General features: G+C 72.9%; 13 protein-coding genes and 1 pseudogene. 1 reads left to right on the forward strand and 13 read right to left on the reverse strand.

What is annotated here, in order from left to right; genetic code table 11:
• Window positions 1–692 precede the first annotated feature (692 nt).
• Window positions 693–880 (forward strand): annotated as a pseudogene (locus tag ABZ783_RS31245) (transposase family protein); the annotation flags it as partial.
• 21 nt (window positions 881–901) lie between these two features.
• On the opposite strand, the gene ABZ783_RS31250 reads toward ABZ783_RS31245, so the two are convergent.
• From ABZ783_RS31250 to ABZ783_RS31310, 13 genes are all read right to left on the reverse strand, one after another.
• Entirely contained in the window at window positions 902–1,306 is a 405-nt protein-coding gene (locus ABZ783_RS31250; RefSeq protein ID WP_357444570.1) for a hypothetical protein, read from the reverse strand.
• 1,326 nt (window positions 1,307–2,632) lie between these two features.
• A complete protein-coding gene (locus ABZ783_RS31255) occupies window positions 2,633–3,757 on the reverse strand; it encodes a ScyD/ScyE family protein (protein ID WP_357444573.1) in 1,125 nt (374 codons plus the stop codon).
• Between the two features lie 748 nt (window positions 3,758–4,505).
• Window positions 4,506–7,937: a DUF6519 domain-containing protein gene (locus tag ABZ783_RS31260; protein WP_357444576.1), complete on the reverse strand. Its 3,432-nt coding sequence runs from the start codon at window positions 7,935–7,937 to the stop codon at window positions 4,506–4,508.
• Window positions 7,934–10,057, reverse strand: a complete 2,124-nt coding sequence (locus ABZ783_RS31265) for a phage tail protein (RefSeq protein ID WP_357444579.1) — start codon at window positions 10,055–10,057, stop codon at window positions 7,934–7,936. The genes ABZ783_RS31260 and ABZ783_RS31265 overlap by 4 nt, the downstream gene beginning before the upstream one ends.
• Window positions 10,054–12,510 carry a putative baseplate assembly protein gene (locus tag ABZ783_RS31270; protein ID WP_357444582.1) on the reverse strand — a complete coding sequence of 819 codons (2,457 nt, stop codon included), beginning with the start codon at window positions 12,508–12,510 and terminating at the stop codon, window positions 10,054–10,056. The genes ABZ783_RS31265 and ABZ783_RS31270 overlap by 4 nt, the downstream gene beginning before the upstream one ends.
• On the reverse strand, window positions 12,507–14,885 hold the full coding sequence (locus tag ABZ783_RS31275) for a hypothetical protein (RefSeq protein ID WP_357444585.1): 2,379 nt from the start codon (window positions 14,883–14,885) through the stop codon (window positions 12,507–12,509). The genes ABZ783_RS31270 and ABZ783_RS31275 overlap by 4 nt, the downstream gene beginning before the upstream one ends.
• On the reverse strand, window positions 14,882–15,244 hold the full coding sequence (locus ABZ783_RS31280; protein ID WP_357444588.1) for a GPW/gp25 family protein: 363 nt from the start codon (window positions 15,242–15,244) through the stop codon (window positions 14,882–14,884). Before ABZ783_RS31280 ends, ABZ783_RS31275 begins: the two co-directional genes overlap by 4 nt.
• The gene (locus ABZ783_RS31285; RefSeq protein ID WP_357444591.1) at window positions 15,241–15,585 is read right to left on the reverse strand and encodes a hypothetical protein; all 345 of its coding nucleotides are present in this window, start codon (window positions 15,583–15,585) and stop codon (window positions 15,241–15,243) included. The genes ABZ783_RS31280 and ABZ783_RS31285 overlap by 4 nt, the downstream gene beginning before the upstream one ends.
• Window positions 15,585–16,091 (reverse strand): phage baseplate assembly protein V, encoded by a 507-nt coding sequence (locus ABZ783_RS31290; RefSeq protein WP_357444594.1) that lies wholly within the window; start codon window positions 16,089–16,091, stop codon window positions 15,585–15,587. The genes ABZ783_RS31285 and ABZ783_RS31290 overlap by 1 nt, the downstream gene beginning before the upstream one ends.
• Window positions 16,088–17,239 carry a hypothetical protein gene (locus ABZ783_RS31295; RefSeq protein ID WP_357444597.1) on the reverse strand — a complete coding sequence of 384 codons (1,152 nt, stop codon included), beginning with the start codon at window positions 17,237–17,239 and terminating at the stop codon, window positions 16,088–16,090. The genes ABZ783_RS31290 and ABZ783_RS31295 overlap by 4 nt, the downstream gene beginning before the upstream one ends.
• The gene (locus tag ABZ783_RS31300) at window positions 17,232–17,654 is read right to left on the reverse strand and encodes a hypothetical protein (protein ID WP_357444600.1); all 423 of its coding nucleotides are present in this window, start codon (window positions 17,652–17,654) and stop codon (window positions 17,232–17,234) included. The genes ABZ783_RS31295 and ABZ783_RS31300 overlap by 8 nt, the downstream gene beginning before the upstream one ends.
• Window positions 17,651–18,307: a hypothetical protein gene (locus tag ABZ783_RS31305; protein WP_357444603.1), complete on the reverse strand. Its 657-nt coding sequence runs from the start codon at window positions 18,305–18,307 to the stop codon at window positions 17,651–17,653. Before ABZ783_RS31305 ends, ABZ783_RS31300 begins: the two co-directional genes overlap by 4 nt.
• Window positions 18,304–25,857: a DUF4157 domain-containing protein gene (locus tag ABZ783_RS31310; protein WP_357444606.1), complete on the reverse strand. Its 7,554-nt coding sequence runs from the start codon at window positions 25,855–25,857 to the stop codon at window positions 18,304–18,306. Before ABZ783_RS31310 ends, ABZ783_RS31305 begins: the two co-directional genes overlap by 4 nt.
• Window positions 25,858–25,870 lie beyond the last annotated feature (13 nt).

Raw genomic sequence — 25,870 nt, forward strand, 5'->3', positions numbered from 1 at the left:
TAGCGCAAAGCGACGCCCGACAAAACCGTGAGGACGGGCGATGCCACAGTGACCTGCCCGGGCGGCACCACACCTCCGGGAGTACCGACTCCCACAACGACGGCTGCACGTTCCGCGTACGAAGCATCAGATCCCCTTACGCCGCACCGACCTGCCCACCCTGATCAACGACAACGAGGCCAACCACGCAGCGCGCAGCCAGCCTCGTCGATCTACTTTCAGGTCGAAGTAGCTACTTCGACCTGAAAAACCCCGGTTGAGGGCGGTCCTCGCCCACCAACAGGGCATAGGCGTTATGCGACACGGGGTCCTCGGTGTAAGTGAGGCTTGTTCCCGGACTGACGATCCAGAGCACTTGGCGTGCACCCTCCTCGGCGACCTCCTCGACACGCTGCCACCCCTGCTCCGAGGCGAGTTCCTCCACCGCCTCGTCCTGGGGTGAACGACCCAGAACCAACCGGTCCGACCGGTGGCGGGGCGAATTCATGGTCTTGCACCTCGCGGTGCTGTACATGTCATGAGGTTTCCAATGGCGGCCTGCGAACACTACTACTCCAGCCGCACTTTCAGGTCTCCACATTGGCCCCGCGCCCAGGCCTGGCTCACCCTCTGGAACGCCGTCTACACCACCTGAGCGCCCAGACCCACAACGCCATCGCGCCAGCACACGGCATCCACGCTGACGATCTCTGGTCGTCAGGCGGCAGAAGGCCGTCAACCGGGCCCACGCGAAGATCCGCGCCCGCGGCGAACGAACCATCGCCACGCTCAAAACCTGGAAGTCCTCGCCAAGCTGCGCTACTGCCAGGCCGAGCCACCGCGATCGTGCAGGCCATCCTCGTCCTGCACGATCGCCGAAGCGAACCGCTACGCAGGATGAGAACGGCTCACTATGAATGCCTCAGTGATCATTAGTCCAGAAGCCGACTTCATGGGAGTCGCCGACGTAGAACGAGACGCCGTAGTAATGGCCTTCGACCAAGTTGTAGCGTCCCCCCATGCTGGCTGAAAGTTTGATGCAGGTAAACGCACCCGCAGTTTCGTCGAACTCGTACGCGATGATTCCCGTGTAATAATCCTTCACAAGGCCGTGAACGCCCTTACCATCGGCCTTGGTGTCGCACACCATCACAATGTCGCCGTGTTCCTCAACGTAGACATCGCCGCCCGGGACAGACCAGTGGTGATCCCAGTCGATGCCATCGTCGGCGCTTGCCGGGCCTGCGATTCCCAGCGTGACGGCCGCGGTGAGAGAAGCAGCGACCGCGGTGATACGAGAAAGCCGTCTTTTCACTTGCAATCCCATCGATCTGAGGAATGTAACGACGGACAGTGAAGCATTCCGCGCGCCTGTTTGGCGCCTGGTTCCTGCATGGTTCCTGCATGTTGAGGTCGTACGCCTTGACGAGGGTGCCCAGACACACCAGGATCGCCGCCGAAGCCGGCCACCGCCCGGCCGGCGAGCAGCCTCGGCGGCGAACCCGCCGGGTCCGCCGGCGGTGTGCATCCGACCGGCGAACACCTCGGCTGCCTCGCCGTCGTACCGACGCGATGGAGCGGTGCCAAACAAAGGACGGTCGGGATGCCGGTGGGCCGCGAACCATGGCCCCGTGAGTGACCGTCGAGAATGGTTATTCCGTGGCCAAACGGCAGCGCACGTAAGGGGTGCCCGGCACAGCAGTGCCATTGCGACGCTGCTGGGGCTGGTGTCCGGTCGCGGGACCGTTGCTGGAAGGTCAACATCTTCCAATGCGACGGCTTGCGGGCCATGATTGATTAACCAGCCCGTGACCGCGCGTGGCGTGCATCATCGCGTTCTCGATGCAAGGCGGCACAGCGACAGGAAGTCATCGGCACGATCGGCAAGAAGCAGGATCCACGGCTGCTTCGGTCGCTGGAATTCCAGTCACGCGTGAGCTCGGTGAGCAGCTCATCGCGCCGGCCACCGCCGAGTAGGCACATCCCCGCTGCGCGCCGAAGATCGGACCGCATCGTCCGAGTCGAGCTCTTCGAGAAGCTCGCGCGCGGTTGAGAACAGGTTTGCGCGTCAGTACGAATGCCGGGCGGCTGGGCGAACACCGCCGACGGGCTCGTGGAGAGCTGCCGCACCCCGACCGGGCACGTGTTCCTCGTCGCTGCGGTCACCCCACGATCGCGGGGTGATCCTGGGTCACGTCAGGTCACGGACAAGCGCGGCGAGAGCGCGGTCATCGCCGACTTGCTGGCACCCCTGGACGTGACCGGGATGATGCTCACTCTGGATGCGCTGCACTCCAGCAAGAAGACCGCCCGCCTGATCACCGGACCGCTGGGCACCCGGTACATGCTGATCCTGAAGGGAATCAGCCGCTGGCCATTCAGGCCGCCCAGGCCATGCTGTCGGCGCTGTCGACGCTGGCGAGGCGTAGGTCGCGGGAGACGAGGGTGTGGTGGATGAGTTCGCGTTGTCCTTGTTAGATGCGTGAGTAGGCCGGCCCGAGGGATAGGAGTGGGGCGAGGTTGTACAGCACGCCCGATGGGGGAGCCGCTCGGCCGTGCTCACCTGGCTGCCCACCGCCCGGCCGACGCCGTGAGGCCGGGCGGTGGGCGGCGTTGACGGAGCGGGCCCTACCGGCGATTGCTCAGTGGGTCATTAGCGCACGAGCAGCCGCAGCACCTCGCCCTGCCCGACCATGGTGCCCTTGTTGGAGATGTAGATGGTGCCGTCCCGGGCAACCGCCAGACCGGTGGGCGTGATGAGGCCGGCCCGGGCGAGTTCGCTGCGCGACCCGTCGCGCTCCACCCGGATCAGCGCGCCGGTCGGGTCGCCGCTGAGCAGGCCATTGGCGGTGATCTCGAGGACGAGCAGCCTGCCCTTGTGGTCGAAGGCGATGTCGGCGATGTTGGTGAAGCCTTCGGCGTAGACGGTGGGAGCCTGGCCGGGCGTGACACGCCATACCTTGGCCCCGCCGACAGGGAACGGGAATCCGGTCAGCTGGCCGACGTAGAGCGCGCCGCCCGGACCCGTCGTCACCGTGGTCGGCACGAACTGCATCGGGATGTTCGGTCCGCCGAACGGGCTCGGCGTCGGGGTGGTCGGGAACACGGCGAGCGGGGAGATGCGGCCCCTGCGGTCGAGACGCAGCAGGGTGTTGCCGCCCGCGTCGGTCACCACGGCTCCATCCCGGTATGGCACCAGTCCGTACGGGTTGCTGTCGGGCCCGGCGCCGGGCTGGTCGCTGTCTGGGTTGTTCGCCGCCTCCCAGCCGGCCAGGTCGGCGAAGGAGTTTGCGCCCGACGGCCCAAGCCGCACGGTCTGGCCGATGAGCGCCCCGGCGGTACCCAGCTGGGCCCGGCGCTGCGGGTCCGTGCCGAGGCCGATGGTGACCAGCGGCCCGGCTGGGGTCAGCGCGATGTCGTGCGGTCCGAGGACCTCGGACTGGGTCGGCGTGCCCAGCGACGGAAGCCCGGTGACCACCCGCTTCTGCTGGTGTCCCCGGACCGCGGTGATCGCGCCCGTGGCTCCCAGGCAGAACACCTGGTCCTGCCCGCCGACGAAGCATGGCGCCTGGCCACCTCTGCCGGCCTCGGCGACGAGCACGACTCCCTCGGGCGTCACGGCAAGGCCCCGCGGATTGTCGAGCCCGGTGGCGATCACAGTCATGCCCTCGGCGCGGGTCTTGCTGGTTGCCGCCGTCGCCGCGTCGGGTGTCGACGCGACGACGAGGCCGGCGACTGCGACGGCAACGCCAGCAGACCAGAGCTTGAGCCTCACCATTGGGTCTCCTTCCTCGTGTTCCCGAATCATGCTGTGCACAACGGTCACAACTTCCGCGACGCTAACCGGGTTCCGGGCCCCGAGCGGCGACGTTGTCGGGTGGACGACCGCCGAGGCAGCCCGGACAAGATGCCGAGGCGGGTTTGCGCAGGGCGATCGGGGTCGGGGCAGGCACACCGAGGTGGACAACTTGATTTCGTTACGCGCAGGTCGCATGCATTCGTTGTGCCTGATCTGCGCCCGAGGCCCGGTCCCGCTGCCTGACGATGTCGGGGGAGGGACGGGACATGAGCAGCGCTCGCGGTCGGGGCGGACAGGGCCGGAGGGGGTAAGCCCGGCCCGGCGGTGGGAGACGTCGCCGGGTGGGCTGATGCTGCGCCGGCCTGTCGCCCCGATGCTCGCCGCGCCCGTCAATTCCGTGCCCGAGGGTCCGAACCTGGCCTATGCACCGAAGTGGGATGGCTGGCGGGCGCTTACCTTCCGCAGAGCCTCCGACGTCTACTTGCAGTCACGTGCCGTCGCCGGGAGGGGCTGGCCTGGCGGACTGGCGGTGGGGCGTCGAAAAGCCCCATCTGGGCGATCAGAAACTGGACAAGGCGGGCCCCTGCGGGACCCGCCTTGCCGTTTGGCGACTACCTAAGAGGACTTGAACCCCTGGATCGCATCTGCTCTCCGCAACCGTGCTGACTTGGCAGTCATGGACAGCGTAGGCCGATCGGCGTGGCCGTGCAGTCGTCCATATGACAGCTCAACTCACGTTGCCGGAGCTGCGCGCCCCACCGCCGATCTGCAGCGGCCCGTCAATCGAGACGTTGTCGGTGACCGACCACAGGCGCTTGGCCGGCTGGCCATTCCAGGACGGGTTGCACATGATCCCGGGATTGCAGTTCTGCACCAGGTTGTCGCGGATCGCCATGATCGGGCCGCCCGCGGACAACGCCCAGATGCCGACCCCCGCGCCGGCGGCCACCGAGATCCGGTTGTCGGAGACGAACACGTTGCGCATGCTGCCGATCTTGATGCCGCGGGTCGAGGCCGCGCCGCGCCACCAGGGCTTGTAGAGGTGAATGTCGTTGCCGGTGACCCGGATGGTGCGGCCCTGGATGGGCGGCCCCTTGCGGTACGACACTCCGATATGGACGCCCTCGGCGACCTGGTCGAAGCGGCAGTTCGAGACCTCGACGTCCCCGACGGCGGTCCCGCCGCCGATCACCACCCCGCAGGCGGCCACCGAAACCTCGGCGGCCGCCATCAGCTCCTGCCGGTAGGTGCCGGCGTACTTCTCGCCGAAGGCAGGCTCCACCAGGATGCGGTCGGCGACGCTACGTAGGTGCCTGGCGGCGGCGGAGGGCGTCTGCACCGGACGCGACGGCGGCGAGGCGGCGACCGCCGCCTCCCATGCCCCTTGCGACACGGCCGAGTCGAAGCGGAGGCTGGCACCAGCGGCGGGCAGGGCGACCTGGCGGCGGTCCCGGGCGAGGTCGTCGCCGCGCCGTACGTCAATCCCCTCGCCGATCAGGTAGTCGCGCAGGGTCTTGCGTCCCTCGTCGGTGTCGAAGATCCGCCCGGCGGTCCCGCCGAGACGCCCCTTCAACGACGTGAGCTGCCGCTTGTAGGTCGGCAACCGTCCCGGGTCCTCGGTGGCCAGGTCCGCCAGCCGCAGCACGTACGCCCCGGCGGTCTCTTTGCTGCGGACGTCCTCGGCGGTGGGCGGATACATCGCGCTCAGCGTCTTCCACTCGCTCTCCGGGACCATCGAGTTCATCCGCACGGCCCACTGGCCGACCCGCACGACGGTGTTCCACTCGCCGCGTACCAGCAGGTTGTCGCGGTCCAGGACGAGCCGGCCGACGAGCTGGGTGGCGAGCTCGCTGCGGAACTTCTCGTCCTGGACCAGCTCGGTGAGGGTGAGCGAGTCCGGGCGGGGCGGGCAGGAGAAGCGGCAGCGGGTGATGACGGCGTGGTCGGGGTTGACCAGGAGCACGCCCTGCTGGCCATGGCCGATGAGGAAGTCCGAGTCGAGTACCCGAACCCGGCCGGGCGGGGTGCCCTGGTCGTTGCGGACGGTCAGGCAGGTGCTGTGCGCAGACGCGCCAGCCACTCCGGCGAGCTGGACGTGCTCGACGGTGACCTCGGCGCAGTTGACCGCGGTGACCGGTCCGAGTCGGCCACCGTCGTCCGCCCGGCCGGGAGTCTCGACCGCCAGGTGGGACACCGACACGGAGCCGCAGTTGTCGAACATCAGCGCGTACTCGTGGCCCTCCACGACGATGCGGCTGGCCGGGCCGCTGCCCAGTAGCCGGATGTTGGCCCGGCCGGTAAAGGTGACCGGTGTGTCGCTGGTGTAAAGGCCGGGGGCGAAGCAGATCAGCACGTCCCCGGCGGGCAATGTGTTGAGGGCCCGCACCCAGTCGATACCCGGCCGGATGGTCAGGGTCGCCCAGCCGCCGGTGGCGCTCGCGGCGAGTTGGTTGATGGCGGCCTGCACGGTGGTCGCCCCGGCCAGCGCCGGACGCCCGGTCGGGTCGTACGACACCCGGTCGGCGCGGGCCAGGCTGGCGGTGAAGGTCAGCGGTAGGTGGGTGGGCTGCCCGGCCTCGTCGAGGAGCTGGGCGGTGACCTCCTGGGTGGCGGTGCCGGAGTCGAGTTGCCAGGCGCAGCGGGCCCGCCCGTCGGTGCCCGTCTCGACGGTGACGCTGGCGGCGGTGGTGGCGCCGGAGGTCACCTTGCCCTGGCCGGTGGTGACGCTGAACCTGACTCGGGCCTTGGCCACCGGCTGGCCCCCCATGGCGACGCCGGCCACCAGGTCGTGGCCGAGCGGCACCAGGGTGGCCGGGCTGGCCGGCACCGGCACGGCCTCCTGGCCGTCCCCGCCGAGCAGGCTCAGGGTGAGCTGCCGGGTCAGCGGGGCGAACACCGGTCGACAGTCGCGCAGCACGCTCCACTGGGTGCCGTCGTACGCGACGATGCCGATCCGGCCGTGCCTCCGGCGGGGACCGTGCGGGGTCTGCGGCACGGGCGTGGTGCCGACCCGCGGCCACTCCACGTCGTGTACAGCCGACCGGGCGGGGAAGGACCACCAGTCTCCGGTCCGGTAGCTGCCCGAGGCCGCGAAGCGGATCTTGATGCCGAGCTCCAGGTCGAGTTCGGCGCCGCCGGCCGGGACGGTGCCCCGCCCGTCCCAGCGGCGCACCCGCGGCCGTTTCGGGAAGTCGGCCCGATTGAGGCTGCCGGTTGCGGTGGCGGGCCGGATCACGATCCGGTCGCTCTCCACCCGGTCGACCTGGACCAGGGTGCCGGGCACGCCGTTCTGCTCCCGGGTGTCGTCGGTCAGCTCCACCCAGGAGCCGTTGGCGAAGCCGGCGCTGCCGTCCCGCCCGGGGACCTTCACGGTCAGCACGTCGACGTCGATGCTTTCCCAGGTAGCCAGGGTGGAGGCGTTGTCCCGGGACCAGACGTAGGTGGCCGTGCCCGGGGCGCCACCGGCCAAGATCTCCACCCGGTAGTACTGGTTGTCCAACCCGGCGTACGGCGACCCCGCCGGGATGACGCAGTCGCCACCGGAGGTGCCGGTCGGGTCGGCGCGCACAGCGAGGGTGCCGGTGGAGGCGGCGGTCAGCTCGGCCCAGCCGGGCGGGGTGTCCGCGCAGCCGACCGGGGCGTTCGGCGGCCCGGCCTGCAACAACCGCACCTGCCAGGCGGTGCGCAGGCGGGTGGTGGTGTCCGGGCCGCCGAGAGCTACCTCGCGCAGGCTCGGGTCCTCGATGGCGGTCAGGTGCTGGGACCACACCTGCAGCCAGGCGACATACACCCCGGCGGGAACCGCGGCGCCGGCGGCCAGCCAGGTGCCGTCGAGCTTGCGCACGAACGGCCCGGCCGCCGGGACGTCGGGCTGGGCGAAGACGGAGACCTGGGCGTCGTTCTCGCACAGCACCCCGTCGAGGTAGTACCGGCCGGCCGACAGCTTCAGGTCGGCGCCGCCGGTGAGCGCGAACGCCCCGTCGACCAGCGGCGCGCCAGCCACGCCGACCACGTCGGTCAGCGCCGTCGCCCGCAGATGCCCCTGGATGTCCTGCTGCTCGTTCCAGTCCGCGTCCAGGTCCACCCGGCCCTGCTGCTTGCGTACGCTCGTGGCGTGCCGCCGCTGGTCGAAGGTGGAGCGGCTGATGTCGCCCTTCATCGTGGGTATCCTCCGGTGGGCAGGACGGGTAGGGGAGCGGCCACTCGCCCCAGCGGCAGGTACTCCGCCAGCGCGAGGGCGAGGTTGTTGAGGCGTTGCGGGGTCAGGGCGCGCCGGAACGCGCCCATCTCGGCGCCGGACTCCGCGCCGCTGTGCAGCTCGGCGGCGGCGGTTTCGGCGAGCCGGCCGTACGTGGCGTTGCCGTAGCTGGTGCTGGCGAAGGCCGGTCCGACGCGGGTGGCCACGTCGGGATCGCCGGGGCGGGCCTGCTGGGCCAGGTCCGGCTGGCAGCGGTAGCGGCGTGGGGTGACCGAGCCGGGCCGCAGGTAGCTGAAGCGGACGTGGCCCTGCTGCCGCCGGGCCACCGTGACCGGCTGGTCGAAGAGACAGTCGGTGGCGGTCAGCACCCGCGCGGTGGTGGTGCCGAGAACGGTCACCCCGGCCAGGTCCGCCTCGGCGTCCGGGGCGACGATCCCGCCGTGCACCAGGGTGTCGGCCACGGTGAGCGGGCCGCCCCCGATGGCCAGCGCGCCGGTGACGCAGCGGTGTACCAGCACCCGGGTCCGGTCGTTGCCGGCAGCGACGGCCAGCCCGGCCGCCGACGGACCGACGGTGCAGTGCCGCAGTTCGACCCGGCCCAGGCCCGGCCCGCCCCCGACGGGCGCGGTGACGGTCAGCGGCTGGGAGATCAGCAGGCCGTCAACGATCAGCTCGCCGGGGCGGTCGCCGGTGCCGGTCCCGGTGACCGACACGTTGCCGAGCAGGCAGGGTCGGACACCGACCGGGTCGAGGTCGCTCTGCCGGCGTGGCCGCTCTGGCGGCCGGGGCCACTGGGCGGCGACGATGCTCAGCCGGCTGCCCTGCCCGACCTGCACGGCCAGGTTCTCCAGGTAGCGGTGGCTGTCCATCAGCACGATCCGCCCGGTCGTGCCCGGGTGGGCGGCCTGCCAGTCATGCCAGGCGGTGACGGCCTCCCCGACCGAGGCGACCACCTCACCAGGGCTGGGCGGCTCGGTGACGCTCACCCCGAGCTGCCAGTCCACCGGCCCGTCGGCCGGGCCCAGGTCACCGCGGCGGGGGTACGGGCCGGCGCCGATGTCGGCGCTGAAGGCGTACCACCAGGAGACGGCGAGGCGGTGCACGGGCCGTCCGGCCGCGACCGTCACCCGGCCGAGCACCGGGTCGACCCGGACCAGGCTGCCGGTTGGCAGCCCCCAGCCGGTCAGGTCGCAGATCCGCAGGTGTTCCAGGGGTACGGGGCGCAGCTCGTCGCCCGGTGTCGGCTGGATCCACACCACGAAGGAGGGGTCATCCTCCCGGAACCAGCGCAGTTCCTCGGCGGCGGGCGGTGCGGCGGAGGTGAGCGCGGCCAGTTCGTCGCGCAGCGGACGGCGGCGCAGCGGGCCGGGCACGTTGGCTTCGTCGGCGCGGTGGTCGATGTCCGGCTCGGTCACCGTCGGTCCGGTGAGCTGCCGGTCCACCCCGGTCGGGTCGATCCACCACCGACTGTCGGGCAGGTTGGCGGCCGGGGCGGCGGTTGCCCTGTCCAGCCGATAGGACGGCAGCGGCCACACGTACATGCCGATGTTGGGAATGTTGGGGCGGCCCTGCCCGGCACCCATCGCTCGCACGTCCACGGTCCGGCAGACCGGCTCGAACGGGCCGCCGACCAGTTCGAGGGGCTCGGCGTCGCGGATCGCCGCGGTCGCCGGCGCGGTCGTGACGTGGTTGACGTGCTGGGTGACCACCAGGCGTTCGAAGAACTCGACCGCGGCGGTGCTCCAGCCGGTGTTCGCCCGGGTCAGCTCCTCCAGCGCGGCGGTGGTGCCCTTGCGTCGCCGGAACCGGATGGTGTCGGCGACCCGGGCCCGGTCGGAGAAAGCGGTCCCGTCCGGCAGCGGGTGCAGCCGGCCCGCGCCCACCAACTCGCCGAGATAGGGCACCACCCACTCGGCGCAGGTCTCCACGAACCAGTCGTCGGCGAGCTGGTCGATGTCGGCGTCGAGCAGGACGGCCTGTTCCGCCATCACCTCCACCAGTGCGCGCAGCACACCGCCGGCCGCCTCGTCCTGGCTGCGCAGGGCGGCGGGCAGCAGCGCCCAGATCTCCTCGGCCCTCACGATGCCTCCAGCAGGGTGATGTCACCGGTGTCCGCGGTGAGCAGGTCGGCGGGGAGCAACAGGTCGCCCATCCGGCGGGCCGGGGCGGCCGCGATGACGTCGGCCCGGGTGGCGGGCTGTTCGGCGTCGTGCAGCAGCTCCAGCACCACGGCCGCGACCCCCGGCACCTCGTGCAGCAGGGCCTGTACCTGGCTGGCGCGGACCGGCTGGGCGTAGTCGCGGGCGTCGAAGCAGAGGCCGGCGACCAGCGCCGACCGGGCGGCCGCGGCGACCGTGGCGAACCGGTGCCCGGGTGCGACAAGCAGCCGGGCCGTCACCGCGACCCGCCGGCGACGGTGCCCGAGGATCCGCACCGGCACGGCGGGCTGCCGGGCGGCGTCGAGGGCGCGCAGCAGGTCGGCGCGCACCGCAGCGCCCTCCGGGATCGCCGTGCCGTCGGGACCGGCCACGGTGAGCAGGACGATCTGCCGGTGCCCGTCCCAGACCAGGTCCGCGCGGGCCTTGCCGACACCGGCGAACGCGCGGGCGAAGTCGGCGTAGTCGTCGAGGGAGACGACCCGGCCCAGGGTCCGTACCGCAAGCGGGGCGTTGCGGCGCGCCCGGTCCACGCCCTCGGGATCGTCGGCGCCGGCGGCGGGGACCGGATTGGTGACCTCCATCAGGCCCAGCGGCCGGGACAGCGGGATGGTCAGCCGTCCCGGCGCCAGGTCGGCCAGGCGGCCGATCCCGGACCGGTAGGTGGCGACCACGTTGTCCTGCCCGGTGGGCAGCCGCGCCCCGGTCCGGCCGTCGCCGAAAGTGACGGTGACGGTGCCGTCGTCGGCTCTGCGGACGGTGTAGACCCGGGCCGTGGGGGCCTGACCGAGCAGGGCGGGCACCTCCTGCCAGCGCACCCCGTCCACCCAGATCGCCAAGGTGGTGCGCGATCCGCTGGCGGTGGCGGCGGGGACGTGGGTCAGCGGCGTGTGCCGCAGCGTGAAGCGTTGGAACGCCTGCCGGGCGTCGCCGCCGCCGAGCACCTCGGTCCGACTCTCCCCGTGGGTCGCCTGCGCCACGTTGCCCAGCACCCGGACGCTGTCGCGCCGGTAGGCGTGCGCGATGGTCGCCTCGAGGTCCACCGTGGCGTCGTCGCGAACCCGCCGCACGGTGACCACCTCGCAGACCGCGGCGCCGGCCGGATCAACGCCGGTGAGTACCAGCCGTCGGCCGGGTTCCAGGCCGGGCGTCGGGCGGGCCAGCTCCAGGGTGGCCACCCCGGCCAGCGGCGCGGTGCGCGGCACCGGGGCGAGATCGAGCAGCCGGCTGTCCCCGAGCACCACGGTGGTGCGGCGGGAGAACGTGTCCGAGTCGCCGCCCGTCACGGTGACCCGGGTGGTGCGGGCGGCGATCCCGAAGTCCGCCGCCGGCAGGTCCGCGACCGTGCTCACCCGGCGCAGCTGCGGCGTCCCGTCGGTCTCCAGCACCAGCCACGAGCCGGCCACGATCGACGGGTACGACTGGTCCAGGTGCAGCTGGCGGTCCTCCTTGTCGAATGGGGCGTCGGCCCAGGTGTCCTTCCGGGTCGCGTACGCGCCGGGCAGCACCTGTGTGGTGCCCGGGTTCAGCTCACCCACCCGCAGCGCCACGGGCAGCGCCGTCCAGGGCTGGGCGTTGTATCCGAACAGCGCGGCCCGCTGCGCCAGCAGGTGCACCTGCACCCCGGTCACCTGCTGGCGAAGCTCCGTGCCAAGGGCCCGGGCGACCAGTGGTGCGTCCAGCTCCACCACGGTGTACGCGGGCACCAGCTCGCCGCCGTCGAGGGTGGCCGCGGCCGGCGGCAGCACCGCCGTGGCGGCCCGCACCCGGCATACGTCGAACCAGTCGGGGCCGAGCACCAGCAGCGCGCTGCCGGGGGTGAGCACGGTGTCCGTGCCGGCCAGGTACAGCGTGGCATCCCCGGAGCGGGGCGCGCGGGGTTCGGTGACCCGCAGCCCCACCGCGTTGAGTTCGGGCCGGGCGAGCAGCGGTGCGACGGTCTCGAACACCTGGGGCAGCTCGCCGGGGCCGGGGACGCTCTGCGCCTGGCTGCCCACCGGGATCGGCACGCCGTCCGGCGCTCCAGGGGTGGCGCTGACGGTGAAGGAGAGCCAGGTGGTGGCGGCGACGCCGGGGCGCAGCTCGTAGCCGATGGCCCGGGCCAGCATCAGCACCGAGCCGCGCTCGGTCGCGGTGCCGAGGAACCCCTCGTTGGCGATCCGCTCCTGATAGAAGGCGAGCACGTCCAGGGTGGTCGCCCAGGCGTGCAGCAGGGCGATCGCCGGGTCGTCGACCTCGCGCGTGGTCAGGCCGGCCAGTTCCGGGCGGGCGCCCAGCCCGCCCACCATGTCGGCGGCGAAGTCCGCCTGCCGGCCCAGCCGGTAGTCGATGCCGTCGCGGCCGGGCGGGTTGGGGCCGCGGCCCACTTGTGTCGTCACAGTCCACCCACCAGGTCGAGGTGCAGGATGCCGTGCTCCGGCACGCTGGGGTTGTTGTCGAGGCGGATCACTTCGGCGTCGCCGGCGCGCAGCACCTGGGCGGTCAGTTCATTCCCGGGTGCCACCCCGACCGGGTGCAGCTCGGTGACCCGGACGTCGGTGACGCCCGGGACGGCGACCGCCGCGGCGAGCACCTGGCTCACGTAGAGCGGGGTGCCGAAGCTGAACCGGTCGGGGTGGAAGAACCCGCGGTCCCCGCCGGGCAGGTCCCGGTCGGAGAAGAGGTCCAGCAGGGCCCGGCGGACGTCGGAGCGGAACGTGCCGGGGGTCACGCACACCCACAGGCGCAGCTCGACCGGCAGGTCGACCGGGTCGCGCAACTGCAGGTCGTACCCGGCCACCCGGAACCGGTCGAGCCGGCCCGCCAGCCGGCGGGCCAGGCCCGGCTCGTCGGCCAGCCGCTGGCCGCCTACCAGGTCGAGGGTGAGGAACACCGTCCACCAGGAGCCGGTCCACCGGATCCGGGCGGTGGCGTTGTGCACCTCCGGCAGCCGCAGCGCCGCGGCCACCCAGTCGTCGGTGGTGACCGCGCGTTCCTGGCTCAGGAAGGCGACCGGCGCGTGCTGCCGGGCGTGCTCGATGTCCTCCGGGTCGGTGCCGCCGACGGCGGGCAGCGGGTTGGTCACGCCGAGCACGCCGGAGCGGTCGGTGGCCAGGGTGGTCAGCGCGTTGTGGCCGAGGTTGCCGGACACGCCGCCGCCGCGCCACCAGCTCGCCTGGAACACGGTGCCGGCGGGCGGCCGGCGGCCCGACACGTCGTCGCCGAAGCGCAGGCTGACCCGGCCGTCGCGTTCGCGTTCCGGGACGAAACCCTGGTCGAACCGGTCGGCGTTGAGCAGGTCCCGGCGCGGCCGCCAGATGCCCTCGGTGGTCTCCAGCCGGATCAGCGGCACCGCGGCGTGCGGGTCCTGCTCGAGGGCCTGGCTGGCCGGCGCGTCCGCCGCGAACGGAACGGCTGCCGCCACCGGCTCGGCCGTGAGCACCGGACGCCACCGCGTCTCGGCGGCGGGCGGTAGCTGCCCGCGTACCTGGATGGCGTGCTGGACGGCCACCACGTTGCCTCGGGCGACCGCGCAGGTGACCACGTGGTCGGTGCCCGCACCGGCCACGGGGGCGGTGACGGTGAGCGGGAACGCCAGCCGGTCGGCGACGCTCCACTCCACGTGCAGCACGTTGACCCCCTGCACCGGGTCGGTGTCCGGGCGCACCGACACCAGGCGGACCACCTGCCGGTGCGTCGGGTCGGCGTCGGCCCGTCGGCCGGTGTACGGGGAGACCACCTCCTCGAGCAGGAGCAGGTCGCCGCGGGCCAGACCGGTGGCCGGCTGGTCGACCAGGGTGGCTCCCGTCGCGCCAGCCGGCAGGCGGCAGTCGCGGCCGCCCCAGACGTACAGGGCGATCTCGTTGCGGTCGGCCCGCGGGGCGAGCGCGGTCAACGTCTCGAAGCCGGAGGCGCCGGCGGCCAGCAGCACGGCCGCGTCGGCGGGCCGCACGGTCGGGGTGGCCCGGTCGGCGGCCAGCACGGGGGTGCCGGCCGGGATCCCGCGAGCCTCGACGTCGGACCCGGCGGCGACCCGCACGCTGAGCCAGGCCCGGGCGGCGCAGCCGTCGTGGACGGCGTAGTCGAGCAGCCGGGCGTGCCGGCGCACCGAGATCCGGCTGCGGGCGGTGCCCAGGTACGCCTCGGTGCCGGCGGCGTCCTGCCGGTAGGACAGCCGGTCGGCGACGTGCGCCAGCGCCTCCACCACGGTGATCAGGGGGTCGGCCGGGTTGCGTTCGGCCCAGCCGGGCAGGGCCGCGAGCCGGTCGAGCATCAGCCGCCGGAAGCCGGCGTAGTCCTTGGCGAGGTAGTCGGCCGGGGCGGCGGGCGCCCGGGGCGCGGGGGCGGTGGCCGCCGCCGCGGCCGGATCGAGGTCGCTGGGGCAGTTGGCCTTGAAGGAGAACGTCGCCGCGGACAGCACCGGGTCGAACCCCGGCGGCACCTGGTCGTCCACCGCCGAGCGCACCAGCCGCAGCGTGTACGGGGAGAAGTCGCCCGCCCGGTCGACCTGCACGGTGAGCACCGCACCGGCGGCGGCGATGCTGAGCACCCGGACGCCGGTGATCCGTACCCCGCCCTCGACCAGCACGTTCGCGGCGGCGAGCGGCGCCCCGGCGGGCACGCCGCCGGGCTGGCCGGGCAGCGGATGCAGGAACCCGACCCGCAGCAGCTTCTGGTCGGCCGCGTCCACCTCGACCCAGTCGATGCCGTTGAACGCGCTGCCGGGGCGGGCGATCTCGGCGCGGCGCTCGTCGTCGGTGCACCGTGCGGTCATGGGTTCCCCCTTGCGATGGAGACCTCCGCCGGCCGGCCGGTGGCGCGCAGCCGGTAGCCGACATGCACCCGCACGGCCGCCTCGGCCAGGTCGACGCGGACCTCGTCCACCTCGATCAGCTCACCGAGCCAGCGCTGCAGCGCGCTGCGGGCCTGCAGTTCGGCGGCACCCACCACCGCGTCGTCGACCGGGGCGAAGAGCAGCTGGCCGAGGCCCGCACCGAAGTCCGGCCGGTTCACCCGCTCGCCGGGCATGGTGAACAGCACCGCCTCCACCAGGTCGGCGACGTGCCGCTCAGGGCTGGCCAGCCCCGAGCGGCCCCGGTTGTCGGGACGCCAGGGAAACGCGGGGTACGTCATGACGCGACCGCCCTGATCTGGAATCCGGCCACTGTCGGTGGCCCCTGCGGGATGCCTTCGGCGCTCATACCCAGCCCGACGCTGGTGGCGAGCATCGCCGGCTGGCCGTTGACCAGCACCCGGGCGGCCGGGGTGGTCCACTGGATCCGGACGCAGGGCTGGGGTTTGGTGCCCGCGCCGACGGGCACCTGGAACGGGCAGCCGGTGACCGGGTACGCGTCGGTGGCGGTGACGACCGGCAGCCCGTTGACCAGCACCCGGGAGTTGCCGGTCTGCGGGGTGACCGGCCCGGCGTGCGGGCAGGACATGACGGCTCCCACATGCAGCAGTGGTCCGGGCATCACGTCACCGTCAGCGCGGTCTGGTTGACGGCCACGGTCGGCCCGAGCAGCGTGATCGAGGCGCCCTTGCCGTTGGAGATGATGATCCCGGTGTCGTTGATCGAGATCATCGCCCCGGTCAGCGTCTTCAGCAGGATGCCACCGGCCGGGCCGGGGGCGTCGGAGATCATCAGGGTGGCCTGCCCGGGGGTCTGCAACACGATCGGCGGGGTCGGGGGAGGGGCGGAGGCAACCAGCGCGGGGATCTCCGCCTTCGAGCCATACCAGCAGCCGGTCCAGATCGGATGGTCGGCGTCGCCCTGCTCGAACTCCACCCACACCCCGGTGCCGGGCAGCGGCACCGCGAACATGCCCGCCTGGATCCCGGCCAGCGGGAAGCAGGGCATGGCCCAGGTGGACGGGGGCAGCGCGACGTCCGGGACGGTCACCTGGATCCGACCCTGCTGCAACGGGTCGATGTGGTTGACCACGGTGCCGCGATACTTGCCGTAGTACCTGGTCGTCATGCCTGTGCCCTTCCGGAGTTAGAGATCTGTGCATTGCGGCTGAGGCTGAACCGCTGCTTCACCTCACCCGCCTTGACCGTGGTGGTGACGCTCTTGACCGCGTACTCGCCGTCGTAGGCCCGCCCGGCACCGCGCACCCCGACCAGCCGCCGGCACTGCAACAGCCGGCCGTAGCGCAGCACGTCCAACGAGCCGGAGCCGGTGATCACGTTCGCGGACTGGGCGGCGCGGGCCAGGCCCCGGGCGAGCGTCTGCACCACGTCCATCCGCGCGGTGGCGTCGTCGGTGCTGCTCGGGTTGGACCGGCCGATGTTCATCCGCCGGTACGACAGCGGGACCGGGACCTTCCGGCCCAGCGGCGGATTCAGCGGGGTGACGTCCGGCACCGGCAGCGGAATCGGCACCCGCAGCTGCTCCGGGAAGGCGGTGAGCAGGTAGACGGTCTTCTGCACCCCGTCGAACGAGAAGGACAGCGACTCCACGTTGGACCCGGCGTCGGAGTTCACGGTCAACGCCGGCTGGGCCTGGCCGGCGCGGACCTCCGGCCCCCAGTAGGCGGTGTTCACGCCGGGCGTGGGGCCCGGCTCGACGTAGAACGTGTATCCGACCTCGTCGGCGAGCTGGGACAGGTACGCGAAGGCGGTGCCCCGCACCGCCGGGACCCGCTGTACCGGGTTCGGCGCGAAGACCAGCACGCTGGGCACCAGCATCGGCACCACCCCGTACGCGGCGAACGGGGCGAGCAGGGTCAGCACCCGCGCCTCAGCGGGCATGGGCATCGGCAGCCCCGACAGGTCGATCAGGTCCATCATCTGGCTGACGTCGACGCCGGTGAGGGTGAGCGTGGACGCGCCCGCCTCGTTGCTGCGGGCGACGTCGTGCCGGGTGACCACCCCGTCGGAGAGCACCTGCGGGCGGCCGTCGAGGTGCAGCACCAGCAGCACCCGGGTCGGCGGGTCGAGGCTGCCGTCGGCCAGCATCCGCTCCACCCGCGAGCCCCGGCCCATGGCGAAGCGGAGCTGGAACCCTGAACGCTGCCCGGCGTTCTGGGTGACCTGCGCCTCCTGCAACGCCTCCACCAGCTCAAACGGAGCGGCACGGAAGGTCAGCGGCCCGATCAGCAGTTGCAGCCGCACCCCGCTAGGCATCGCCGACCCCCGGGAAGCCCTCGGGCAACGCCACCCGGACCACCAGGCCCGGCTGCTCCAGCTCCGCCGCGTCGAAGGCGCCGTTGGCGTCGCAGAGCTGCCAGAACGCGGACGGGTCGCCGACCGTGCGGGCGGCCAGCAGGTCGGCCCGGTCGCCGTCGGCGACCCGCTCCCAGCCGGCGGTGGCCAGCCGCTCGGCGGGCGGCACGAACCGGCGGCGCAGGTGGACGATCTCCTGGCCGGTGTCGGGGTCGACGGTCACCGCGGTGCCGACCGTCGCGTACCGGCTCTCCGGGGGGATCGCCCCGGCCGACGGTGTGCCGACGCCGCCGGTGCCGGTGGCGGCGAAGACGGTCTCCGCGACGCGGCTGTGGGCGGCCACCAGCGCCGGGTCGATCTCGGTCGGCTCGCTCACGGCAGCCGGCCGATGCCGAGGTCCGTCAGCCGGCCGCCGCGCGCCCGGCCGGCGAGCTGTTCGAGCTGCTGGTGCGCGGCCATCGCCAGGCCGGCGGCGCGGCCGGTGGTGCCCACGTCGTTCACGGTCAGCACCCGCAGACCCAACCGGATCTTGGCGCGGATCGGATTCAGCATGGGGTCGAACGCCTCCTCGGTGATGGTCAGCTCGGTGATGCGTACCGGCCAGAGCCGGCGCCGTCCGAAAGCCAGCAGCACCAGCGGGGCCGGTGGCGGCACGACTTCCAGGGTTCCGGCGGCCAGCAGCGCCGCGGCGTCCTGTACGGCGGTCAGGGCGGGATAGGCCAGTGACTCCAACGCGGCCAGCTGGGCGGTGAGGCCGAGTTCGAGCGCGTCGGGGTTGCCGTCGGGCTCGGCGAGCTGGTCGGCGGCGTCCAGCTCGGCCTCGAGGGTGAGGGTCTGCACCGGCGGGCCGGTGATCCGCAGCGCCTCGGCTTTCGCGCCGCCCTCGGCGCCGCCGGTCTTGAGCTGGAAGCCCCGGGTCAGCGTGTCCGGGTTGTACTGGAGGGTGATCACGCGTCGGGTCCGGCCGCTGTCCGGGTCGAGGACGACCAGGCCGGCGCGGAGCAGACGAGGGCTGAGCGGACTGGTCAAGGGGTGCCTCCAGTGGTGGGACGACTCCAGCGGATGTGCTCCGCGACGGCCCGGGTGATGCGGCCGGTGAGCAGCTGCGGATTCAGCCCGTCGAAGCTCAGCGAGCAGTCGGTCAGGTCGGTGATCCGGATCTGGCCGGTGGACAGACCGACGTTGTCGAACAGCAGGTTGACCCGGGCCACGGTGGCGCTGCGCAGCGCGATGGGCCGCAGGGCGCCCGGCCGGCCGATCCCCGCGGAACCACGCCTCAGCGCGCCGCCGACCGTGAGATGTACCAGGGCGTCGGGGGCCAGCACGATCGCGTTGTCGCCGCCGAGTGGCAGGGTGATCTCCCGCGGGTTGTTGACCGACAGGTCGACGTCGATGTTGCGGATCGCCAACCGGCCGGGCGGCTCCGTCGACGGCTCGTCGTCCTGCAGGTCCGCGATGGTGTGAATCAGGTCGTCGCGGGATTCCGTGGCCGGACGCAGCAGCCGGTTGAGACGGATGAGGTGCGCTCGGGCCTGCTCGACCTCGCCGGTGGTGAGCCGCCAGCGCAGCAGGTCGATGTTGTTCGGCTCCTGCATGCCCGCGGCTTCCGGTGCGGCGTTCGGCAGCGTCACCCGGTAGATCAGGTCGTCGCCCTCGAGGGTGAAGCGGCCCGGTGTCCACCAGGGCAGCGCGCCGGTGAGCCGCCGGTAGTCCAGCGCCCCGTTGCGGACGGCCAACCGGACCTCCCAGGTCCGCTCGCCGTACAGGAAGCCGTCGTGGGCGACGTCGAAGTCGATGTGGCCGTTGAGGCTGTCGAGGACCTCGCCGAGGTGGTAGGTGTCCAGGTTCCGCAGCACGGCGTCCCACTGCGTGGCCATGGCGGCGCGTCGTTGCGCGCTCGTGGTGCGGGCGGCTGGGGTCGGCGCGCCGAGTAGCGCGCCGACGTCCAGGCTGAATGTGGCGTTGCGGATGTCCAGCGAGGGCAGTTCACCGGCGCCGGTGTTCAGGTCGTGGGTGAGGTCACCGAGCAGGCCCTGCTCGACGAAGACGTGCAGGCCGAGGCCGGGATCGGTGAAGGTCAGCCCGGTGACCTCCCCGCCGGTGGCGGTCACCCGTCGGCCGGGGGTTGCCGCGCCGCCGGGCGTCGCCGGTTCCTGCTCGTAGCCGATCGAGGTGAACCGCAGCCCGTACTCGGGCCGGCCGGCGGGCGCGCCGAGCAGCCGCAGTGCCCGCCGGGAGTCGGAGATGACCTGGGCGCTGATCGCGGTGAGGGTCGGCTGACTCAGGTCGAGCCGTAGGCCGCCGTAGTCGAGGAAGTTCACGGTGAGACCGGCGGCGCCGAAGTCGGCGGTGCCGCCGGCGAGGAAGGCGCCGATGTCGAAACCGACCTTGGGGGCGCTGATCGCGGCGATGTCCAGCCCGCCGAGGATCCGCATCCCCTCCGCGGTCTGGGTCGGCTCCACCAGGAACCCGTCCCGCGGCGGGGCCGGCCGCAGCCGCAACTCACCGAGCACCGCCTCGCGGTCGGGATCCAACCGGATGGTCGTACCGTCTCCGAGGTCGACGAGCAGGCCGCTGGCCAGGGTCCGCTCGACCACCAGTTCGCGCAGCAGCAGCGCGCGGAGGCGGCCGCCGGGGGTGCCGGGCGGGTGCAGGTCGATTCTGGCGCGCGCGGTGATTCCCATCAGGCTGATCGCGCCCTCACCTTGAGGGATGCGCAGGCCGAGCGACTGGCCCTGCCAGTTGAGCGCGTCCACCGCGACGGTGGCCAGCCGTAGCCCCGGCTCGCCGTCCGGGCCGATGTCGATCCGGTCCGGGCCGATCCGGATCAGCCCGGTGTCCAGGTCCTGGATCCCCACGTGCTGGGTGTGTTCGCCCGGTCGGGGTCCGAGGCCGAGGTGCCCCTCACCCCCGACCACCCGGGCTTCGATCCGGCCGCCCCGGCCGAAGGCGAGGGTGAGCTGGGCCGCCCAGAGCGCACCGTCGACGTGCAGCGCCTCGTCGACCCGTCCGGCGATCTCCAGCCGGGTGGCGCCGGTGGTGAGCCCGCCGGCCACCAGCCCGGCGGCCCGCGACCAGTGCAGGTCATGCAGGTTCACGTCTAGAATTTCCAGCGGTGGCAGGTCGGGTACGCCGGCCGGGAGCCGTTGCGGCCGGCCGATTCCCACGTCCAGGACGCCGCTGCGGTAGCGCAGGTCGCGGCCGGTGATCCGGTCGATGTGCAGGTGCTTGACGACCAGGTCGGCGGTGCCGGGGACGATTTTGTCGTCCGGGCCGCGCCGCTCGGGGGTGCTGTCCCAGCGGCCGGTGACGGCGACTCCGTCCAGCACCGTCGGGCCACGGGAGGAGATGCGTCCGTCACCGGCCCGCCAGTCGATCGCGGAGAGCTCGATGCGGGCGGGCCCGATGTCTTCGAACCGCAGGCCGCCGGCCTGCTCGGTGACGATCCGTCCCCCCAGGCCGGCCCGGCGGACGGTGACCACGCCGTCCGCGGTACGCATCGTGGTGTCGGTCAGGGTGAGCCCGTCCAGCTGGACCCGCTGGCTGTCGACGCGATCGCTGATGATCCGCCCGGTGTCCGGATCCACCTGGTGGTCGCCGGCGCGGATCAGGTCGACCGTGACGGCGGCGGCCAGGTCGCGGCGTGCGGAGCTGGAGTTGTCGCCGGGGTCCGCTGACCCTGGCACCGATCCGGTCGGTCGGCCGCTTATCGTGCCGGTGATGGTGGTGGGGTCGCCCTGCAACGCCCGGGAGACCACGGCGAACCGCAGCTGGTCGAGTTGGGTGATGCTGAACCGTCCGGAGTAGGTCATCTCCTCGCCGGACAGGTCCAGGTCGAGGTCGCGGAGTCGGAGCCCGATCAGCGCGCCGGAGGTGGCCTCCGCCGAGTAGCCGGGAGCGGGGTCGGTGACGTCCATGCCGACCTTGTCGGCGTCGATCCGGTCGATCTCCATCGTGCGGATCAGCGCGCCGCGGACCTGTCGGCCGCCCGCCGCCGCGCCAGTCCGCACCAGCACGTCCAGGCTCGTGCGGCCGATGCGGGTGCTGCCGGTGGAATAGAAGCGGCGGGTGGGGGAGCGGAATGCGGCCCCGGTCAGTTCGGTGTGCTCCACCACCAGGTCGGGCAGTTCCAGGTCGTCGCCGCGGGGGACCACCCGGCCGTGGATCGCCTCGCCGGGCTGGCCGTCGGCGCGGGTGGGCGCGGTGAAGGCGATCCGGGCGGCGGTCGTGCTGGGCGTCGTGACGCCGGTGATGGCGAGGTCGCCGACGCCGAAGCCGACGGCGGACCGTCCGGCGGGCAGCCCCTGCGCGCCGGCCGGGGCGGCCAGTTCCGCGGGCAGGGCCCCGCCGTCGGCGGTGTCCAGGTCGGCCCGCAGCCGCAGCCGGTGCGCGTCGAGGCGGTCCACGGTGGTCGCGCCGGTGTGCAGGTCGGTGGCGGTGACCTCGGCGAGGCGGAGTTCGACGCCCAGCGTGGCCGGGTCCATGGTCGCGCTCAGCCCGGTCGCGGTGAGCCCGCCGATGGTGAGGCCGAAGTACCGGCGTGCCTGTTCCCGCAGCTGCTGAAGCTTCCGCTCCTGGATGGCGGTGCGGTGCCGCGGGATGTACCGGCGGGCCGCGTCGACCGGCTCGGCGGGCAGCGATTCCAGGTCCCGCAGCCGGCCGAGGTCGGTCACCCAGCGGGTCAGCTCGGCCCGCCGGGTGGCCCACGCCGGTTCGTCGGGCAGGGCGCGCACCTGCGCGGCGACCTGCTCCGGGGTGGGCAGTTCATTGGCCGTGATTCGGACGGCCGGTTCGCCGTCGGCGCCGGGCAGCAGCCGTACGCCGGCGACGCTGACCGAGCCGGTGCTGGCCCGGGCGGTGGCGACCGGGTCGGCCGGTGCCCGGTCCTGGCGGAACCGGGATATCAGCTCGTCGTCGGGCAGGTACTGCCCGGAGCGGGACGGCATCGAACCCTCGGCGTGGATCGGGTCGATCTCCAGCCCGGCTGCCTCGACCTGGCCGGTCAGCCCGGTCACTCGGATGCCGCCGATGTCGATGGTGCCGCCGGTCGACTGCCGCAGGCGGTCGGACAGGTCGATCATCTGGCGCCGTTCGGCCTCGGTCAGCGAGTCGGCGTGCCAGCGGTGCCGTGCCTCCAGCGTGTGCAGCTCCCGCTCCAGCGGCTGCAGCTCGGTGAGCTGGGTGGTGACTGCGGTCAACCGCTCCTGCAGCGCGGCGCGGTCCGGGCCGGTGGCCCGGCCGAGCCGTTCCCGCAGTGACTCCCGCTCGGCGCGCAGCTGGGCCGGCAGGGTGTTGCCGAGGCCGATCAGGGTGCGGCCGACCTCGATCCGGCCGATCTGCTGCATGCCGGCGAAGGAGAGTCCCTCGGCGGTGGCGCTGGCGAAGCTGACCTGCAGCGAGTGCAGCATCGCCACCGCGTCCTGGGCCCGTTCGCCGACCGTGCGGGGCGGGCGGAACACCCCGTCGGTGAGCAGGCCGAGGGTGGCGTTGGCCAGCGGCGCGAAGATCTCCCCGGCGGTCAGCGAGGTGAACTGCCGGGCCAGGAAGGGAGCACCGGCGGTGTACGGGGCGAGCAGCGCGTCGCTGATCTTCGACAGGAACGGCAGTCCGCCGTAGAACGAGATGACGTTGTGCAGCAGGTGGATCAGCGGGTTGATGATCGGGATGCCGATCCAGCCCCGCCGGCTGGGTTCGGTCACATCCTCATCGCCGGTCGCCCCGGTGCGGAAGCCCAGCGTGGACAGTCCGAACCGGGACAGTCCGAGCAGCCCGCCGGGCAGTGAGTCGCTGGCGTACACCACGTCGGAGACGCTCAGCGCGCTCATCCCGACCTGCCCGCCGACCGGCCGTTCGTACCCGCGGTCGGAGAAGGAGGCGACGACGTCCAGGTCGGTCAGGGTGATCCGGCCGGTGCGCAGCGAGCTGCCGGTGAAGGTGCGGTTGACGCTGTCGATCTCCAGCCGGGGCAGCCGGATCCGCAGGATGCCCTGCCGGGCGTCGACCGCCAGAGACAGTTTGTTGGCCTCTTCGCGGTCGGTGTCGCGCAGCCGGGCGCCGGCGAGGTCACCGCTGATCCATTGGGCATCGTGCAGGTCGAACTCGTGCACGGTGATCTGCGGGGTGAACATGCTCAGGCCGGCGCGGCTGAGGAAGAGCGTCTTCAGCCCGACCGCGACCAGCCGGGCCAGGTCGCCGATCACGGTGGGGGTGCCGTTGGTACGCAACATCTCCGGCTCGAAGGAGGGCTGGCGTTCGGCATGGTAGAGGCGCAGCTCGTCGACGAGCACGGCCAGCTGCGGCACCCGGTCGGCGCGCACGTCACGCGAGCGCAGGAACACCCAACGCCGGTCGTCCAGGGCGTACAGCTGGATGATCAGCGACCGCAGCTCGGCGGCCCGCTCGGCCCGCCACAGCCGGTCGTCGCGCAGCCGGTCGCGCAGCTGGTCGCGGGCCTCCAGCCGGCGGGGACCGGAGATCGCGGTGACCGCGAGGGAGGCGCGCATCTGCGGGGTCATCCCCGACCGCATCCGGGCCCACCGGTCGGGATTCTCGGCCTCCAGCCGGGCCTGATCGGCCGCCGACAGGTTCCGCACGAGCTGGAAGGCCAGCCAGGCCTCCCGGGGGTTGACCGCCCAGTCGGTCAGCCCGATGTCGAGCAGTTGGCGCACCTGCCGTTCCAGGTGGGCGGGGTCGCGCAGGGCGAACAGGTCGAGCAGCTCGGGGCGCCACATCTCGTGGGTGAGGTACGCGTCGGGCAGCGCGTCGAGGATGCGGTCCAGGTCGCGCAGGGTGTCCAGGCGGCGGACCGCGGTGCGCAGCGCCTCCCGGCCGCGTAGCGCCGCGTCGGCGGTCTCGTCGGCGGGCCGGTCGTGCCCGATGAGCCGGCGCACCAGCTGGACGGCGATGTTCCCGTTGAGTCCGTCCTGCACCTTATGGTGGATGTCGGCGACGATCTGCTCGGCGTCGACCTGACCGGGGCTGCGCCGGGCCCGGTCGAGCGGTTCGGCCAGGGTACCGACGCCGGTGTACGCGCCGCCGAGGACGTCCTCGGCGGGGATGTTCTCCTCCAGCCGGTCGAACCAGCGGCCCTCGTCCAGCCGCCGCCACCGGTCCTGCGTTGCCTGCGGCAGACTGCGCAGCAGCAGGTACGCGAAGCGGGCCTCCCGGTCCCGGATCTCCCAGTCGAAGATGCCGTACGACAGCAGCCCTTCGATCCGGGCCAGGTTCTGGTGCTCCTCCCGGGCGGCCAGGACGACCAGCAGCCGCGGGCCGAGGTCCGCGTCGACCCGCTTGTCCTCCCACGGCAGCTGGTCCAGGAGCGTGTCGATGTGGCCGGCCTCGTCGAGGCGGCGTACCGCGTGCCGTAGTCGCGGTCCCGGCTCGGGCGGGCCGGCGCTGGCTGGGGCGTCGGCGGTGGGTGGGGTCGGGGCGAGGGCGGCCAGAAGTTCCAGCGCCTCGCCGTCGCGGTGTTCGCCGATCAGCCGCTCGGCCTGGCGCTGCCGTTTGGTCAGGTCGGTGTCCTGGTCGAGCCGGGTCGCCTCGGCGACCTCGTCGCGCAGCGCGCTGACCTGCTCGCGCCGGGCGTCGTCGTCGCGTGGCGGCCGTTGCGTCAGCAGGCCCTGGAAGTACGTCTTCCGGTCACCGGCCAGTAACTCCCGCAGCACGCTGCTGCGCAGGGCACGCAGCACGTTCGCCGCGGTGAGCTGCTCGATCGGGCCGAGCCCTTCGGTGCTCAGGCCGTGCACGTTGCCGGTTTCCAGCTGCCGGAGCTGGCCGGGCGGCTGGCCGCCGAGCGCGGCCAGCGCGGCGCGCGGGTAGAGCCGGTGGTGGCCGTCGTCGAGGTGGCGGGCCAGATCGAGGCGCTGCGGCGGGGGGAGGCTGCGCACCAGGCTGCGGGCGGCCAGGAAGGGCAGCTTGTCCAGCACCCGCAGGCAGCCTCGCACGTCGTCGCCGGAGACCCACAGCCCGTCCAGCAGGTCGATGATCCGCGCCCGTTCCGCCTGGTAGCGGCGGTCCACCAGGTCGCTGAGTTCCGCTTCCGGCGGTCCGGTCGCGGCCTGTTCGGCCGCCTGTGAGCTGGGCGCGGCCGGGCCGGGGCGCGGTGCAGCGGTGAGCACGCCGGTGTCGGCGGCGACCGCGCCGGCGGGCAGCCGCGCCGCCGGTGTCCAGAGCGCCTGGCCGGCCGCGGCCGCCTCCGCCAGCGCCCGGGCCTCCGCCTCCGGGTCGGTCGCGTGCTCCGTCGGGTACGCCGTGGCGGCGGCCTGGCTACCGCCCTGACTTGCCTCGCCCGCCTGGGCCAGGTGCCCGAGCTCGTGGGCCAGCAGCGCCCGTCCGGTCGACCGGCGCGGGTCGTATCCGGGGGCCAGATAGAGCGCGCCGTCGGCGTAGAGCCCCTTGGCGCCGTGGTTGGCGGCCCGTCGCCCGGCCTCGCCGAGGTGCACCTGGACGGCGTCGGGGCGCAGGCCCAGCGCGGGGGCGTACCGGCCGACCAGGTCCCGGGTCAGCTCGGCCAGGGCCTCGTCCCGGGCCGGGGCGCTGCCCGCCGGCTGCTCGCGGACGGCCGCCTCGCGCTCGTTCATGGGTCCGCTTCCC

The sequence above is a fragment of the Micromonospora sp. NPDC047738 genome, from assembly GCF_040642675.1.
Lineage (GTDB): Bacteria > Actinomycetota > Actinomycetes > Mycobacteriales > Micromonosporaceae > Micromonospora.

What these genes read in the sequence shown, in the direction of transcription:
- ABZ783_RS31250 (WP_357444570.1), bottom strand. Translation starts at nt 1,306, where the DNA reads ATGGGATTGCAAGTGAAAAGACGGCTTTCTCGTATCACCGCGGTCGCT.
- ABZ783_RS31260 (WP_357444576.1), bottom strand. Translation starts at nt 7,937, where the DNA reads ATGAAGGGCGACATCAGCCGCTCCACCTTCGACCAGCGGCGGCACGCC.
- ABZ783_RS31290 (WP_357444594.1), bottom strand. Translation starts at nt 16,091, where the DNA reads ATGACGACCAGGTACTACGGCAAGTATCGCGGCACCGTGGTCAACCAC.
- ABZ783_RS31275 (WP_357444585.1), bottom strand. Translation starts at nt 14,885, where the DNA reads ATGACCGCACGGTGCACCGACGACGAGCGCCGCGCCGAGATCGCCCGC.
- ABZ783_RS31255 (WP_357444573.1), bottom strand. Translation starts at nt 3,757, where the DNA reads ATGGTGAGGCTCAAGCTCTGGTCTGCTGGCGTTGCCGTCGCAGTCGCC.
- ABZ783_RS31295 (WP_357444597.1), bottom strand. Translation starts at nt 17,239, where the DNA reads ATGCCTAGCGGGGTGCGGCTGCAACTGCTGATCGGGCCGCTGACCTTC.
- ABZ783_RS31280 (WP_357444588.1), bottom strand. Translation starts at nt 15,244, where the DNA reads ATGACGTACCCCGCGTTTCCCTGGCGTCCCGACAACCGGGGCCGCTCG.
- ABZ783_RS31285 (WP_357444591.1), bottom strand. Translation starts at nt 15,585, where the DNA reads ATGCCCGGACCACTGCTGCATGTGGGAGCCGTCATGTCCTGCCCGCAC.
- ABZ783_RS31310 (WP_357444606.1), bottom strand. Translation starts at nt 25,857, where the DNA reads ATGAACGAGCGCGAGGCGGCCGTCCGCGAGCAGCCGGCGGGCAGCGCC.